Origin of the sequence: Borrelia sp. A-FGy1, from assembly GCF_014084025.1 — a bacterium.
Lineage (GTDB): Bacteria > Spirochaetota > Spirochaetia > Borreliales > Borreliaceae > Borrelia.
Map to the genome: position 1 here is coordinate 125,941 of NZ_CP043682.1, position 17,598 is coordinate 143,538.

Sequence of the window (17,598 nt, forward strand, 5' to 3'; positions counted from 1 at the left end):
TCTAATTTATTCTAGCAGCCTCTATTTTTTTTACACAATACCTAAAATGAGTTTCATTTATTACAAAATCAAGATGATCGCCTTCCTTAGCATCTAATAAATTTTCTCCAAAAGGAGATTTATAAGAAATAATACCCTCATCTGGATTTGACTCCCAAGGTCCAAATATTAAATAAGATTCTTCTTTCTCTGTATCCTTATTAAAAATAATGACTTTTGTTCCAAATCCAACAACAGAGCTTTGAAGTTCTTTAGTGTCGATAACCTTAGCCATATCTATTTCTAACATAAGAGAATTCATTTTCTTTGTTAAAAATTGTTGTCTTTCCTTTGCAGAGTGATACTCCGCATTTTCTTTCAAATCACCAAGTTCACGTGCCTTTCCAATTTCTTTAGAATTTTCAGGTATCTCCACATCCTTTAAATATTGCAACTCCTTTTGTTTTCTATTTAAAGAACTCAAAATAGTCAAAAACCCTACTTCAGCCTTATCTCCTGACATTTGAATTTTCTCATCTTCAAATTCAATATTATCAAACACAGTTCTTATTGAAGTCTTAATGGCTAATAGATCCTTTGGTGGAAAATCTTTTATATAAAAACAAGTCATATATAATCTTTTAGCAAGCTCTTCATTCATAATTTCACTTAAAGATGTACTAAGATATTTATCCTTAATCAAAAGATTAATTACCATCTTATAAATTCTCTTATTAGAAACAGAATTATTTTTATTATTAATCTTAATAATGCTATCGGCTAAAATTTTAACTAAATTTATTAACAGCTCTGAATCGGTATATGCTAAATTAAGAGAATAAGAATTATGATGCTTTAAAAGCCAAATATATGCGTCTTTGTATATTTTATAATTTTTTATAATATAATTAAAAAGTTGTTCTGTTTCTCCTATATCTTCCTTATAAAGAGCATCAATTAACTTTTTGTTAACAGAATAAGGGAAAAGTCTTTTATAATAAAAAACCCAATTAGCTAATTCTTCTTTAATCAAAGATACCAATTCTTTCTTAATTTCTGAACTCAAAATTGAATCAAAAAGATCCACTATATCCTTAGAATACTCCCTTAAAAGAACCTCTAAATTAATATCCTTTTCAATATTAATCTTCAAAGCAAGTTCACTTTCAGAATTCTTTAAAGATTTAAGTATTACATAAGAACTTATAACATGATGATCAACTTTTGTAAAATTATTTACATAAATTAAAAAATAATTAAGCATTTCTTCTTCAACATGTAAATTTCTTTCAACGCCACTTACATTGCAATAATTAATAAAAATTTCATATCTCTTATAAAAATCTTTCTCTACTTTAAATTTATCGTAAACTTTTTCATTAAAATTAGAAGCTCTTTCGTTATATATATAGCAATCTATTCTGCCAGATGCCATTACAAAATGAGGATTATCTTTTAAAATTTGCTTAGCTTTAATACTCCAAGCATTCCATACATTTTGAGTCATCAAACTTGGAACAAGCTCTTTCTTTATTCCCTTAAGATCGATTGATTTATAGCTTTTAATAATAATCTTTAATGCCCATTCAACATCTCTTTTAATATTTTCTATAAGTTCTTCTTTTGGTTTAATAGCCTTTAAAACTCGTATATCTTCTTTTTCAAGGGGAGACAAAGCAGATATGGCCATATCAAAACTAATAAAATGTCCTCGCTTTGATACAAAATCAACAACAATACCTTGATCATTTACATCTTTAACTATTCCAACAGACCAAGTTTGATGATATACAAAATTACCCTTAGCAAAAAATAAATACTTTTCAAAATCAGAATAAACATCAATAAAATTTTTATCTAAGCTTTCAATATCAGACTTTTCAAGATACTCTTCAATATTTTTAACATCCTTATACTTTTCTCTTAAAAAAAGAACCAAATTTTCTCTTGCTCTCTGATTTTTATTGTCTAGTTTTAAAATTCCCTTTAAAATTTCTATTGTCTCATCTACATTTCCACTTGCAGAATAATGCTCATATAAATCTTCATAAAGAACTACAACTTTCTTAAAACCAAGTTCTTTTTCTACCTTTGCCAATATAAGAAGAAAAGAGTCAAAATCATCAGAAACATATCGAGTTAATTTATTCCATACTTCACGAATGCCTGACATCTGTTTTTTTTCAATAAAACGATAAATAGCCTTTCTAAAAAAATATATAGATTTTTGTATATCAATATTTTCATAATAAGTGGCAAGCTGTCTTACAAAGGTAGTATCGTCTACATCAGCCTCAACAATACGAACCCACACATCTGGCAGCTTATCATTCTCATTATTCTGAGCATATATCTTTGCAAGAGTATAAAGCGCATGTTTATTTTCAGAAATCAAAAGCATTTTATTACATATGTGTTCAACAAGAGACCACTTCAGATTCTGAGAAAATAAATCTAAAACCGTAAGCAAACTCATATCATTAAGGGGTCTCCTACTATATATAAGCATACCCGAAACATAAAGACCAGCAATACTTTTTTTAACATCTTTTAAATGCTTGCCGCAAATATCTAAAGCTTCTTCTGTTAAATTTTTACAAATGATATCTTCTACTAACCCATCTAATTCCTTTATCTTAGTAAGAGAATAATTGTTAACAACTATCCTTGTCCACTTATCTTCTTGCAAAATATTATCTAATTTTTCTATAGTAATATTAGACATTAAACTCTCCTAATATCAATTTTATTAAACCTAATTTACATATTGCTGATATATTCCTATATCTATTTCTTTAATATAAGATAAAATTTCATCAATTCGAGCCCGATCTTCTTTTATCCTAACATAATGGTCAATAAGCCAAAAATACTTATTAATAAGCCTTGGAAGCAATATGCTCTCATTTATTGATCTATATGATTTTGCTTTAAGCTCATTGCGTAAACTATATACAGATTGCTTTAAATGTCCAAGCTCAATAGGTCTCAATTCTCTCTTTATATTAAAAACACCATTCAATGTCCCGTAAACAGGTATCCACTCCTTAATAAGAGTATCAGATACATTTCTCTCACCTTTAATGGCTTCTATCAATTTAAGTATCATTTCAGACTCAAGTGAATCTATATCTATCTTTTGAGGATTAATAAAAAAAGCTTCTCTAAATAATACTTTAGCTTCCTTAATTTCATCAATGAGAGCATAAGAATCAGCAAGCTCAGCTACTACATCTGGATTTTCTTTAGCATCTCCTAATATCTGTAAAAAAACGGCTATAGCTTTTTCATAATTGCCCATCCCTTTGTAAGATTTGGCAATCTTTATTAAAATATCTAAGTTTTCTGGTTGCAACTTATATGCATTACTATATATCTCTAAACACAAATGAAATACAAAATATTTAATTGAATTACGCCCTTGAACAAAATCAAAATTCATTTTTTTTAAATATCTTCTTGCAAAATTATTCCATTCCCTTATTAAAAATTCAGCTTTTTCATAATCTTTACCTATCCTATCAAGACTTTCAACTTGACCATTCCAATATACAGAGCTTTTTAAAGCTGTTAAAATTTCAATATTATCAAAATCAAGAGAATGTGCTTCTTCCGATTTCATCAAAGCCACCTTAAAGTCACCTTTTCTGAAGTTTAAGTAAATATCCTTAATTAATTCCGTGATTTTTTCTGATGACACATTCCTACCACTTTATAATTTACATAAATCCCAAAAGAACTTATGTAAATTATATCATTAATCAACCTTTAGTCAAATCTGCCTTTTTAAACAAAACGCAATATTTTATTTATTATTTTTTTAAGATAAAATCTATATATAATGATCTTCAAAATAAAATTATGAGGGTAACTTCTGTTTTATGAAACCTAATAAAATTATTAATAAATCTATTCACTATTATAACTCTCATAAATATTCAGAAGTAATCAAGCTTTTAGAAAAGGAAATTTTCTTATACAAAAATTACTATTTTTATCATTACATTTTAGGAATGTCTTACCTTAAAATGGGCAATTTAGCAAACGCTCAAGCATATCTAAAGAAGGCATATACATTAAATCCAACAGAACCAGATATTAAACAATCAATTGCAATACTATTAGTAGCTCAAGGCAAAGAAGATAAGGCAATAAGGATATGGCTTAAAATGATAGAAGAAAATCAAGAGACAAAACGGTCAGAGCTCTCCTTAGAAACCATTAGAAAGAATCCAATCCAAGGTACATTATTTTTTAACAAAAAAAAAACATATGACAAACTTTTTCCAGAAATAAAAATAAAAACAGGGAAAACCCTATTTAAATCAATAAAAATATTATTAACAGCAGGGAGCCTTATTTCTTTAATTTTAGCAATATTTTTATTTATAAATTTTAAAGAAGAAAGCATATTGCAATTTAGATCAAAATCAAAAAATAAAAAAACTATTAACAATATAACAGCATATATCGATGATATTAAAATAAATGATAAAGAAAAGATAGAAAACAACGAAGGACAATTTGTATTCATACTAACTGAAACTGAAATTAAAAATTCATTTCAAAAAATAAAAAATCACCTAAAAGAAAATAAAGACAATTTTGCAAGAATTGAAATAAACAAAATACTAAACTCAAATGCATCAGAATCAATTAAACTAAAAGCCAAAAATCTTGCTAGCTTTATCTCAAGACCAGATTTTATTACTTTTGACGATTATTTGGATTTAAAAAAAATTAAAAAAACTCCGTTAATTTATTCAAATGCATATGTAAAATGGGAAGGAATTGTAAACAATATTGAAAAAAAAGATAATATAATTTATTTTGACTTTTATGTAGGGTATAATAAAAATGCTCTTGAAGGTATTATTACAACAAAAACAACTTTTGATATTGATATTGATTTTAAAGACTCAGTTGAAATTCTTGGACAGATAGACTATACCAAAAATGAGCTCACTTTAAATGCAATTACTATTCGCACTATAGAGAAAGCAAAAAACTAGTTGTCTTTTTATAATCTTCTTTATTAAAACAGAGTTAAGTTCTTTTAAATTAAAAAGGTGTGTATAAAAATTTATCATTCCCCTTAATAATTTTTATAGCCTCACTGAAAGACAGCAATAACTCCTCTTTTTTAGTCAAATCTCTAATTCTCATCTTATCTTCTCTATATTCTTCTTGGCCAATAAAAACTAAAAACCTTATATCCTTATTAAGAGCATATTCAATCTGCTCCTTAATATTTTTACCTTCTTTACTCTTTGGATATACCTCACAGGCAATATTATTTACCTTAGAATAATCATGCCTTCTAAATCTATCCGCTAGCTTATAATAATAATTCTCTAAACTACTCTCTATATTAACAATTAATACTCTAGAGCTAGCTTTAGTAACAAATAATTTGATATAATTAAATCTCTCATTTTCAATTATATCTTTAATTCTGTCAATACCAAAAGAACCTCCAACACCCGACACCTTTTGTAAAGAACTAGAAAATGATGAAATTAAATTATCATATCTTCCACCACTACAAATACTTCCCATATTAATCCCCAGCATCTCAGCTTCAAATACAAGTCCAGTATAATAATCAAGTCCACGTACTATTTTGAGATTAAAATTAAAAGAATCTTGAATTCCTAACGAACTAAGATGTACAAAAATATTCTCAATTCTTTTAATATCATCATTATATCCTAAAATACCTTTCAAAGCCTCTAATTTGTCCCAAAAGGTTCCTTTCAAATTTATAAATCCTAATATTAAATTAACATGTTCTTCACTTAGCTCTGCAAGTAAATTTTTCTTAACGTTTTCTATTCCAATTTTATCCAATTTATCCACATTTCTTAAAATAAAGATACTTTTATCTCTTAATCCTAACTTATAAATATAAGAATTCAATATTCCAATATGAGAAAAATGTATAATAAACTTTCTATCAATACCTTCTATAAAATTTAAAAAAATCTCTTCCAGCCCACAATAAACAATAGATAAAATTTCAGAATCACTCTGAAAAGTATTCTCACCTACTATATCAAAATCAAATTGCATAAATTCCCTATATCTGCCCTTCTGAGTATTTTCACCTCTAAATACTTTTCCTATCTGAAATCTTTTAAAAGGAAATTTAATCTTAGCCCTATTGGTAGTAATAAATCTTGCAAAAGGCACCGTTAAGTCAAAACGCATAGAAACATCTCTATCTCCATTATCTTTAAATCTATATGTCTGTTTTTCTACTTCATCTCCACCTTTTTTAAAAAGTAACTCAGAATATTCAAGAACAGGGGTGTCTATTAAATCAAAATTATATGACATAAGAACACTATATATTTGCTTTATTACATGAGTACGTATTAAAGCTTCCTTTGGCATATAATCCTTAAAACCTTTCAAAGTCCTAACATCCACTATATTTAAACCTCTATCAATTTCAAATTTAATCTTTTCATAATATAATATTATAAATACAAGAAAAACTTAATATTAAGTTCTTAACAATTTAAATGTTTGGTATATGCAAGGAGTTGCTCACAGTACTTAATGTCTAAAAACTCAACTAGCAAATTAAGATTAAATATAGTTCTTATAATCTTCTTAATAATAACAATACTACCCATTTATAAATACTTTATCCTAATGTCTTTAAAAAACACTATTTATTTCTCTCAAAATATAAACAATTCTTCAAAAAGAGGAAATATTTATGATAGAAATGGAAAAGTAATAGCATTTTCATCAAAATCATACTCAGTAGGAGCGGACATAAATAAAATAAAAGATATTGTAAATATGTCAGAAACTCTTGGTGCAATTCTTAAAATTGAACCTAATGTACTTAAAAAAGAATTATCCGAAAAAAAAGGATTTATGTACATAAAAAGAAAAGTAGCAAGAGAAGAATCCGATTTAATTAAAAGAATTCAATCAGAAGGAAGATTAAAAGAAGTCACCCTTTATCCAGACTACAAAAGAATTTATCCTTTCCGAGAACTAACAAGTAATATTACAGGATTTGTAGGAACTGACAACATTGGACTTAATGGGCTTGAATTATCTCTAAATAGCACACTAAATGAAGATCTCACTAGACAACACTCCATAAATGAACATTTAAGTATAAGCAACATATATCTGACAATAGACATAGATTTACAAAGAAGCATAAATCAAATAGCTAAAAAATATTTTAAGGAAAACAACCCTGAAAGTATGATTGCTATGGTAATGGACGCTCAAAATGGAGATATTCTCTCTATGCTTCAATTTCCACAATATGATGCCAATTGTTATTCAAAATATCCTAGAAATATATGGAATAATTTTGCTTCTTCTTTAACTTATGAACCTGGAAGTATTAATAAAATTTTTACAGTTGCAATTATATTAGATAGTGGGAAACTAAAATTAAATGAAAAATTTTTAGATAATGGCATATATCAAAAAAAATTTAAATCAGGGGAAGTGATTACAATAAAAACATTAAATCCTCCCTATGATTACATTGATTCTAGCGGAATTTTAATTCATTCTTCAAATGTAGGAATAGCCCATATTACAGATAAAGTAAGTAATGAATATTTTTATAGAAAGCTTATTGAGTTTGGATTTGGAGAAAAAGTTGGATTTCCTTTTCCTGGGGAAACAAAAGGACTTTTAAAACATTACTCAAAATGGTCAGGAAGAAGTAAGCCTACAATCGGATTTGGGCAAGAAATAGGAGTATCAGCTATTCAAATCCTGCAAGCTGCTAGTACACTAAGCAATAATGGAATTATGATAAAACCCAAAATCATAAAAAAAATCAGCAACGAAATGGAAGACACAATTAAAGAATTTCAAAAAGAAGAAAAGAGAAAAGTAATCTCTGCTCATACAGCAAAAGAAGTTTTAAAAATGATGAGAGAAGTCGTAAATAAAGGCGGGATACCAAAACTTAAGATAAAAAATCTAAGCATCTCAGCAAAAAGTGGAACTTCACAAGTCATTGATCAAACCACAGGAAAATATTCAGAAGAAGATTATACATCTTCAATATTAGTAATATATCCAACAGAAAAACCACAATATATCATATATATTGTATATAGATATCCTAAAAAGATAATATATGGAACAAGGATTGCTGCTCCAATGGCCAAAGAAATAATAGAATTAATTGAATATCGCAATAACAAAGATAAATACAACAAAATTAAATCTCCCTCAAAAATTAGCTTACCAAGACACATAATAAAGTATGAAAAAACAGAATACTTACCAAACCTTATAGGAATCTCTAAAAGAGATTTAATGAAAATTTTAAAAAATTATACAAATATAAAAATAAAGATACAAGGAAATGGTTTTGTGTACAAACAATCTCACCCTCCTAACACAAAAATAGAAGATATAGATAATCTTGAAATAAGTCTCAAATAATCTAAGAAAATAAATTCTTTATCTCATTCCTGTAAAAATTTAAAATATAGTTACGCTTAACATCCATCTTAATTGATACTTCTTTACCTACCTCAAATGGCTTTTCTAAAAGAGTAAATTTTAATATCTGTTCAAAAGGTTTAAATCCATTAGCTTTATTAATAAGCTTTTTTATCTCGTCATTAATAGCCTTAAGTACAAAATTATTAGCAATAATTTGACGTCTATTATCATAATCAAGAATCTTCTGTCCCATACTTTCTAAGTATTTATTTATTTCTTCAAAATTAGGAAGAATTAATGCTCCCAAAAATTTTTGATCTTGACCCACAACAACAGCTTTTTCTATTAATAAAGACTCTTCTAACTTAACCTCAATTGGAGCAGGTTCAATATTCTCTCCATTATTTAAAACAATAGTATCTTTTTCTCTTCCAATAACTTGAACAACATCATCCTTCGATAATTTGACAATATCTCCCGTATTTAAAAAACCATCAGAACCAATAACTTGTCTTGTAGACTTATCATCTTTATAATATCCAAGCATAATTTGAGGTCCCTTAACAAATAAAATACCCTTTCCTGGTTTTTTAAGTTTATTACCATCATCATCTCTAATCTCAGCAATAGTTCCAGGCAATATCTTACCACAAGTTCCAAGTATTGTTTTCCTATGTTCATTAGAGGCAATACCAGGAGATGCTTCTGTCAATCCATAAGCATTAGCAAGCTCAATCCCAATTGAATTAAAAAACCTAACAACAGACAAAGACATACTACCACCGCCAGTAATTCCTACAACAAAATTATTACCTAAAACTTTCTTTATCTTTTTAAAGATAATTAAATTACCCACAATTTTAAGAGGGAATAAAGCAATAAAACCCAATATTCCTAGTATTTTTCTCACAGGTATTAACAAATTAAATCCATTATCAGGATACAATCCTAAAATTGTACGATAACATATATCATTAAAACAAGCTACACTAACAAAAAACTTAAATAATAACTTTGACAAAAATGATTTCTTTGCAACTTCCTTGTAAATATTTTGTCTTATTGCAATCCAAAGTCTAGGCACAGCAGCAATATAATGAGGATTAATACTTTTAATATCATCAAGCATATTCCTAGGCACAATACTTGAAAATAAACAAGTCATTCCTTTAAGAAAAATATTATAAGAAAATGACCTCTGAAATGAATGCCAAATTGGTAAAATACACATAAATATTTGTCCTTCGCAAGTATTAATCATATTGCTAAAACTAGATACCTGATAAAGGAAATTTGAGTGAGAAAGCATCACTCCTTTAGGAGTTCCTGTAGTACCAGAAGTGTATATTATAGTTGCCATATCATTAATATCAATACTATCTAAAGCTTTAATAATATCCTCGTCTCTCCTTGATTTATCTCCAATTGAAATACATTCCTTATAAGAGTAGATTTTAAAACCACTAAATCTATCTCTATCTCTATCTGATAAATCATCAATAACAATTATTATAGGATTTATCTTAAACTTAACTTGAATAATTAAATTAAGAAGATTCAAATTTTCAACTATTACTATATTAGGTAGAATAGAATTAATAATCACCTCAGCTTCAAAAAGAGTAACATCAGCTCCTTTGGGCACATCTACAGCTCCTAAAGATAAAATTGAAAAATCTATAACAGTCCATTCCATTCTATTCTCAGAGCAAATAAATACCTTATCTTGACTACTTAAATTCATCTCTTGTAAGAATGACGCAAATTTTAAAACATCATTTTTTAAATCTTTATAAGTAACCCTACAATAGCTCTTATTGCTCTTATATATCTGAGCAATTTCACCTCCTAGCCTATCAGCAACTTCAAAAAATGTTTTTACTATTGACATACAATCTCACTTAACAAGTATGGTATTATACTCTAATTATACCATCTTAAATTATTAAATCACAAATCCATTTTTTAACCATATTTTATAACTTATAATAATACCAATTATTATTAGCAATTTTAAAGAAAAATTTCAATAAATTTAATGAAAACTAGAAGATATCATTTTTAAATCTAATTATGAAAAATACAAAAATATCAAACACCCAAAACAAAAACCCTAATTCCTTCTGTAGGATACTCTTTGTCTAACATCTCTACTACAACTTTTAATCTTTCCATAACAACTAAGTTATCAGTATAAATTATAAGAATAAAATTCTCCTCAGGCCAAACTTCATTAGATCGTTTTTCACCTTTTCGTCCTTTACCATGAACATTATATATCTTAGAATAATATATAAGTTCACCTGTATATTTTTCTATCTCCTGCATACATTCATGCAGATCATGTTCTAAAGACAAGTTAGAAATTATTTCTAGCCTATACATAAAACCCCTTATTAATCCTCATCCTCTTCAATAAAGAAATTATTAAGATTATTATTAACCTTATTTTTCTTAACTACGCAAGTGTTTGCCTCATTTTTATGCAAAGAATTCTTATTGGCAAATTTTAATGATTTTGAAAAGATTATATTTTTTATGGAAATTTTAGAAAAAATTTCAAAAATCATAGGAATAAAAAGTAAAGTAAGAAATGTACTAGCAGTCATTCCGCCAATAAAAGTAATAGCAATCGGTTTTACAAGAGCACCTCCACTAGATTCTGAAAATGCAATGGGGATAAGGCCTATTATTGATGTTAAAGAAGACATTAAAACGGGTCTAAATCTAGATCTACTTCCTTCAAGTATGGATTCCCTGAGACTAAATCCCCTTTTAACTAACAAATTAATATAATCTATTAAAACAATGCCTGTATTAACAACAACCCCAACAAGCATTAGCATGCCAATACCTGTAAAAATAGAGATATCCTCTCTTGTTATAAGATGAATCACTAAAACACCTACTACAGTTAATGGAATTGTAAAAAAAATAATAAATGGCTTCAAAAGAGATTCAAATTGTGATGCCATTATTCCAAACACAAGTAAAATAGCCATAAAAATTAATACTTTAAATTGTTCCATATTCTTAGTAAATTCATTATACTCTCCTTTAAAATCAAACAACACGCCATCTTTCTGAGGAAATTTATTATTTACGAAATCTGTCACCCTTGACGTAATTAAAGCCAAATTTTCGCCTGGAGGAATACCTGCACTAAGACGTACTACTGAAGATTGATTTTCCCTAAAAAGAACCCCGACCCCTTTTGTCTTCTTAAATTTAGCTACTGAAGAGAGAGGAATTTTAATCCCTGATGTATTTTTAACAAAAATCTTATCCAAATCTTTTAAGTTAGTAATATCTTTCCTATCAAGTCTAAGTAAAATATTATAATTTAAACCATCCTCAGTATATTTTCCAGCAGAAATTCCATCAATATTGGCTTTAATTTCCACCGAAAGAGTATTCATATTAATTCCATAAGAATAAGCCTTGTCTCTATCTATTTCTATATCAATTTGAAGTTCTTCTTCCTTTACATTAAGCACAGGATTTATAAGATTAGGAAATTCTTTCTTTAAAGCATGAACCAATAAATTTCCATAAACTCTTGCAGACTCAAAATCAGAAGCAATAATCCTAATATCAATAGGAGAACCTTGAAAAAATCCACCACCTCCCGTAGAAGTCTTAGTGCTCAAATTAGGATAAAGCTTATCGATGCGTTCATAAATCCTATATTTAATAATTTCTGGGTCTTGAAAAATATATTTTTCATCTGATTCTGTCTTTGAAGGTAATTTAAAAAGAAAAGTCACTTGATTTGAATACACATAAGTAATGAAACTCTTATAAACCTTAATTTCATCTTCTATAATTTCTAAAAATTTATCCGCATAAAATTTTGAACTCTCCAAGTCTACCTTATTTGGAAACTGAAAAGTAAACCTAATCGAAGGAGACTTCACACTAGGCCCAGAAGATACATTTAAAAATACAAATGAGCTTATACTTAAGACAAAACTAAATATAACAATAAGTGAAAAAATCATTTTGTGAGACAAAACATATTTTAGTAACTTAATATAAAATACTTCTCCTATATAATAAATCTCATAAAAAAAATCATCAACTCTTTTAGCAAATTTATTTTTGATAGGCTTTTGAAAGGTAGTATAAAGACCAACATAATGAGCTGCAAGAGTAGGAACTAAAAAAATTGCAACAAATAAAGAGGCTGCTAAGGATATAACAATAGTAAAAGCAAAATCTCTAACAACATCGGCAATAAATCCTAATTCAGATCTAAAAACAATAACAGGCGCAAATACACAAATTGATGTTAAAGTTGAAGATATAATTGGAAGCATCATTTCTTGAGTTCCAAGAATTGCAGCTGGAATAAGCTTTGTTCCCTTCTGTCTATACTTGTATATATTATCTATTACAGCAATAGAACAATCGACAAGCATGCCGATACCTAGAGCAAGCCCTGAAAGACTTAGCAAATTTAGTGAAACATCTACAAAATACATTAAACAAAATGTAATAATCAAAGCCAATGGTATTGAAATTCCAATAATAATTGTTGCCCTAAAGCTTCTTAAGAAGAAAAAAATAATACATACTGCAAGAACCGCTCCATAATAAGCTGAATCCTTTACAGAAGAAATAGATTCCTTAATAAATTCAGAAGTATCTGTATCAAGTTCTAAAGATATGTCTTTTGGTAATGAAAGCTTAATTTTATCAATTTCTGTATTAACTGTATTTGAAACTTTAATAGAATTTGCATCACTATGCTTCTTCACTTCCAACACAACAGAAGGCTTACCATTATAATAAATATAATTTTCTAATTCTTTAAAAGTATTCTTAATCTTTGCAATGTCTTTAAGCTTTATCTGAACAATAGAAGCATTGCCCGAAGAATAAGTATCCGGCCTTCTATAAGAAACAACCACATTTTCCAAATCTTTCATTGAAGCAAATTTTCCAGATACTTGTGCCAAGTATTCTAACCCATTATCTATTATATTACCAGCCGACATTTCAAAATTCTGAGTAGAAATTGTTGTTGCTATCTCTGACAAAGTAAGTCCATATGATTCTAATTTATTTTGAGAGATTTCAATTAAAACATTCCTATCGCTACCCCCCAAAACATCTACAAAGCCAACACCATTAAGACTTTCTAATTTAGGTTTGATAATGCTAACAGCATATTTTCTAAGCTCTGAAACAGACCTATCTGAATAAATAACAAAAGTTACTACTGGTATATCATCTGAACGAAATCTCATAATCTTAGGTGAACTAGCCTCTTTAGGTAAAAGGTCTTTTAAGGATTCAAATGTATCTCTTATTTCATTTAAAGCCAAATCTAAATTAGTCCCATGATAAAATTTCATAACAATAGTACTTACCCCCTTAGAAGAGGAGCTATCTATTTTCTCTATATTCTTTACTGAAGCAAGTCCACTTTCAAGAACACTAGACACTCTTTCCTCAACTTCTTTTGGAGAGGCACCTGGGTAATCTGTATGAATAGTAAGTACGCTATTTTCAATTGTGGGTAATAAATCTATTTTTAGCCTTGTAAAGGTATAAGTGCTTATCATAGTTATCAATGAAAACAATATCAATATAGTTATTGGCTTATCAACTATCCTCTTTATTATCATACCTTTCCCCAAGAATTACAAATTATCTTCAATTGCAACCCCTTCTCTAATGTCTATTACATTCACTAAAGATCCATCAGAAAGAGCTGACATGCCTTCAATTACAATTAAATCATCCTCATTAATCTCATCAATCACAGATACAATATTATCTACTTCAAAACCTATTATAGGAAATAACATCTGTACTGTTCTCATATCTTCATTTATCTTAAAAATAAACTTCTTTCCTTCTCTCTCTACAAAAGCGCTACTTGGAATTTTTATCACATTTTTTAAACGATTGGTAACAACTTTGACTTTTGCATACATCCCAATAACCATTTTTTTTTCATTATTTCTCACAGGTTCAAGATATACTTCCGCTGAACGACTTTTAAAATCAAGAACAGGGGATACTTCTGAAATCCTTGCCTTAAATTTTTCACCAGGATAAGATTCAATTTCAATAATTGCACTGTTGCCAGGCTTAACATCTAAAACATATCTTTCAGAAACATAAGCCCTAATTTGAATTGTATCTACTCTACCTACTAAAGCAATACTTGTTTGAGGACCCACTGTTTCGCCAATTTTACTATTAACAGCTAAAACATATCCAGAAATTGGAGCTTTTACTGGGCTCCTTAAATAAAGAGACCCTGGTTTAGAAGGATCAAGCTCCGCAATAACTTGCCCTTTATTTACATAAGTCCCAAGCCTTATGTTAAGAGTTGTTATTTTACCTGCAATATTTGGGAATATGTCTGCCTTAACCTTGGTATCTACATCACCATTCAACGCAATATAATTACTTAAGGTTCCTTTTCTAACTTTCATAGCAATAACTGGAAATTTATAAGGTTCATTAGAATTATTTTCAGTTATATATTCTTTCAAATTTCTATTACAAGAAAAAAACAATAATATACTTAAGTACAATAAATAGTACTGAAAACTAAAAACTATATTAAGAACTGAATTCATAAAACATCCCTATTCATATTAATCTAAGGCATTTATTAAATCTTTATATTCAAGAACTGCATTAGCATAATTTAACTTATCCCTTATAAACTGCAAATCACTTTTTTTGTAAGAAACTTCAATATCATTTAACTTTAAAATATCTATCCCACCTGAATTAAAGGCATCAAATGCCATTTGATAATTTTTCCTGGCCAACTCTAAATTCATCCTCGAAGCATCTAAAATAGATTTATATCTTCTTACATCCTTACGCTTATATACAATGCTAGATTTAAACTTGCGAATTTCATTTGAAACTTGATTTCTTAATATTTCTAATTGAAAATCTTTATCCCATATATTTGTGAAGTTCCCTGAAAATGGCAACATTTCTGTTAAATTATATTGTAAGCCCAATGAAGCAGAAAAATCATTCTTTAAACCAACTGAACTACTGCTAAAAGGAATAGATCCGGAATAAGAAATTCTAAAAGAAAAACTCGGCAAGAATGTATCTAGCCAAATAGCATCAAGAGATTTTTGAATGCTATTATAAGAATTATTTATAGCTCTTATGTCTAGCGACTCATTTACATCTATAACTTCATTAATTAAAGAAAAATCTAGCATTTCGCCTGATAATTCTCCTATAATCTCAAAATCTTGCAAAATATCCAATCCTATTAATAATTTAAATTCTTCTTTTAATTTTTCAAAATTAATAATTTGCTCATCTAAAGTAGGTTGGGACTTGTCATATTTAAGTTTAATATCAAGATAATCTAACTCAGATAAAAGCCCATTATTATATGCAATTCTAGCTTGTTCATATTTAAGTTTGCTATTCTTCAATTGGCTTTCTAAAACTTCTAAAGTGATTTTTAAAGCTATCAACTCATTGCACATTTTAAGAACGCCCAATCTAATACTTTTAATAGCCTTCTCTCTATTTATCTTAGCGCTCTCATAATCAAAAATAGTAAGTTTAATCTTTTTAAAAACAGATAGATTTAATACAAGATTAGCAGAAGCTCCAATACCTACTCCCCAATAATCTTTTTCTCCTGCATTAAAAATAAAAGAAGGTGTCCTTGACAATCCCGCATTAACACCTAAACTTGGGATAAAAACATTCCAAGAATTATCTTTATACAATTTCTTAATCTTTTCTCTATATTTGGCATTCTTGATATCTAAATTATTGTCTAAAGCCATGCGAACAGCATCTTCACCAGATATCTTAATAGTTTCTGCATAAGATGAAGAAACTAAAATAAAAATCAGTACTAATCTTTTAATACTACCCCCCCCCTTAAGGCATAAAAACACGACTAACCTATCCCAGATAAACTAAAAATTACTTAATATTACTTATTGAATGATAACATAATATAATCTAAACATGCACTTCTTAAAAAGATTTTTACTAATATTTAATCTAATAGCTATCTTATTGATTATAATATATCAAAAAGTTTTCTCCAAAGTTATTGGATTTCGTTGTATATATGAAATTAGCTGTTCAAATTATGCATTAAAATGCTTAAAAAAATATAACATTGCAATCGCAATGATTTTAATCATACTAAGAATATTAAGATGCAATTCATTATTTAAAGGTGGGAATGAGTCACTACCAACTGAAAATCCAATATTAAGTTCATTAAAAGAATTTAGGAAAAGATTAATCAAATAAATTTTTATATTTATCTGGCACCCAACTTTTAATAAGTTCTCTATTACTATCAATAAATTCAACAGCATTTTCATATTCCCGTCCGGGCTCTTTATAGTTTTTATCTATTAAAGGCAATACTAAATTATCATTCCAATAAAAATTATCAAATAAATAATATGCATCAGGATCATCCTCTTTAAGTTTAAGTCTCACAAGAGTATGTACACTTTCAGATTCACCCATTGATAACAAGGGATCATCTAAAAATTTAATATCATATTTAGCAAACGCCCAATGGGGCTTCCACAAAGGAACTATAATCCACTCATTTTTTTTAATAGCAGACTCTAAACTTGCCAGCATTACACTTTCACTTGAAGGAATAAGTTCATATTCTTTATCTAATTTATAACGCCTAAGTGTTTCTTCTACAGAAAGTTGAGTACCTGACCCAGCATCTATTCCTACTATCTTATTTCCAAACTCAATTCCTCTACCTTTGAGATCAGCAATGCTAGATATTGTAACATAACTAGGCACAACAAATCCTTGTAATGTGCCCTCATAATTAGCACCAAGATCAATAAACCTATCTTTAAGTTTTTCATAATAAAATTTATCAGCAGTCGGAATCCACGAAGATACCATTCCATCTATCTGGCCTGAAGCCAAATACTGATACATAACAGAAGTTGTAACGGGAAATATTTCCACTTTATATCCCATTCTTTCAAAAACAACCCTAATAACATTAGTGGACGCTGTTTCACCTATCCAATTAACATACGCAATTTTGACTTTTTTTGCATCTTCAAGAATATCATTTTTATCACAAGAAATTAAGGTAAAAATAAAAATTATTAAAATAATGAAAAATAATTTTTTTTTCATTAAAAAATTCTCCATCAATTAACA

At 28.0% G+C, this 17,598-nt stretch carries 12 protein-coding genes; 3 read left to right on the forward strand and 9 right to left on the reverse strand.

Going from position 1 to position 17,598, the window contains the following annotated elements; all coding sequences use genetic code 11:
* Position 1: 1 nt before the first annotated feature.
* Positions 2-2,704 carry a transcription elongation factor GreA gene (greA, locus tag F0310_RS00625; RefSeq protein WP_182117045.1) on the reverse strand — a complete coding sequence of 901 codons (2,703 nt, stop codon included), beginning with the start codon at positions 2,702-2,704 and terminating at the stop codon, positions 2-4.
* Between the two features lie 30 nt (positions 2,705-2,734).
* Positions 2,735-3,679 (reverse strand): tetratricopeptide repeat protein, encoded by a 945-nt coding sequence (locus F0310_RS00630; RefSeq protein ID WP_182117046.1) that lies wholly within the window; start codon positions 3,677-3,679, stop codon positions 2,735-2,737.
* A 181-nt stretch (positions 3,680-3,860) separates the two neighbouring features.
* Here F0310_RS00630 and F0310_RS00635 point away from each other — a divergent pair, with 181 nt between their 5' ends.
* Positions 3,861-4,991: a tetratricopeptide repeat protein gene (locus F0310_RS00635; RefSeq protein ID WP_182117047.1), complete on the forward strand. Its 1,131-nt coding sequence runs from the start codon at positions 3,861-3,863 to the stop codon at positions 4,989-4,991.
* Between the two features lie 49 nt (positions 4,992-5,040).
* Here F0310_RS00635 and hisS read toward each other — a convergent pair whose 3' ends face one another.
* On the reverse strand, positions 5,041-6,411 hold the full coding sequence (gene hisS, locus F0310_RS00640; RefSeq protein ID WP_182117048.1) for a histidine--tRNA ligase: 1,371 nt from the start codon (positions 6,409-6,411) through the stop codon (positions 5,041-5,043).
* A 132-nt stretch (positions 6,412-6,543) separates the two neighbouring features.
* Here hisS and F0310_RS00645 point away from each other — a divergent pair, with 132 nt between their 5' ends.
* Entirely contained in the window at positions 6,544-8,421 is a 1,878-nt protein-coding gene (locus tag F0310_RS00645) for a penicillin-binding protein (protein WP_182117049.1), read from the forward strand.
* 1 nt (position 8,422) lies between these two features.
* Here F0310_RS00645 and F0310_RS00650 read toward each other — a convergent pair whose 3' ends face one another.
* The 5 genes from F0310_RS00650 to F0310_RS00670 all read right to left on the reverse strand — a co-directional run bounded on the left by F0310_RS00650 (position 8,423) and on the right by F0310_RS00670 (position 16,280).
* Positions 8,423-10,315 carry an AMP-binding protein gene (locus tag F0310_RS00650; protein WP_182117050.1) on the reverse strand — a complete coding sequence of 631 codons (1,893 nt, stop codon included), beginning with the start codon at positions 10,313-10,315 and terminating at the stop codon, positions 8,423-8,425.
* Positions 10,316-10,515: 200 nt separating this feature from the next.
* A complete protein-coding gene (locus F0310_RS00655; RefSeq protein WP_182117051.1) occupies positions 10,516-10,809 on the reverse strand; it encodes a PG0541 family transporter-associated protein in 294 nt (97 codons plus the stop codon).
* Between the two features lie 11 nt (positions 10,810-10,820).
* A complete protein-coding gene (locus tag F0310_RS00660; protein WP_182117052.1) occupies positions 10,821-14,057 on the reverse strand; it encodes an efflux RND transporter permease subunit in 3,237 nt (1,078 codons plus the stop codon).
* 15 nt (positions 14,058-14,072) lie between these two features.
* Complete coding sequence (locus F0310_RS00665; protein WP_182117053.1) at positions 14,073-15,023, reverse strand: efflux RND transporter periplasmic adaptor subunit; 951 nt, start codon at positions 15,021-15,023, stop codon at positions 14,073-14,075.
* A gap of 18 nt (positions 15,024-15,041) precedes the next feature.
* Complete coding sequence (locus F0310_RS00670; protein ID WP_182117684.1) at positions 15,042-16,280, reverse strand: TolC family protein; 1,239 nt, start codon at positions 16,278-16,280, stop codon at positions 15,042-15,044.
* 127 nt (positions 16,281-16,407) lie between these two features.
* Between F0310_RS00670 and yidD the strand changes: the two genes are divergently transcribed.
* The gene (yidD, locus tag F0310_RS00675) at positions 16,408-16,701 is read left to right on the forward strand and encodes a membrane protein insertion efficiency factor YidD (protein WP_182117054.1); all 294 of its coding nucleotides are present in this window, start codon (positions 16,408-16,410) and stop codon (positions 16,699-16,701) included.
* Here the strand turns inward: yidD and F0310_RS00680 are convergent.
* Positions 16,690-17,574, reverse strand: coding sequence for a glycine betaine ABC transporter substrate-binding protein (locus tag F0310_RS00680; protein ID WP_182117055.1), 885 nt, complete (start codon positions 17,572-17,574; stop codon positions 16,690-16,692). The two genes, yidD and F0310_RS00680, sit on opposite strands and share 12 nt — an antisense overlap.
* Between the last annotated feature and the right edge of the window lie 24 nt (positions 17,575-17,598).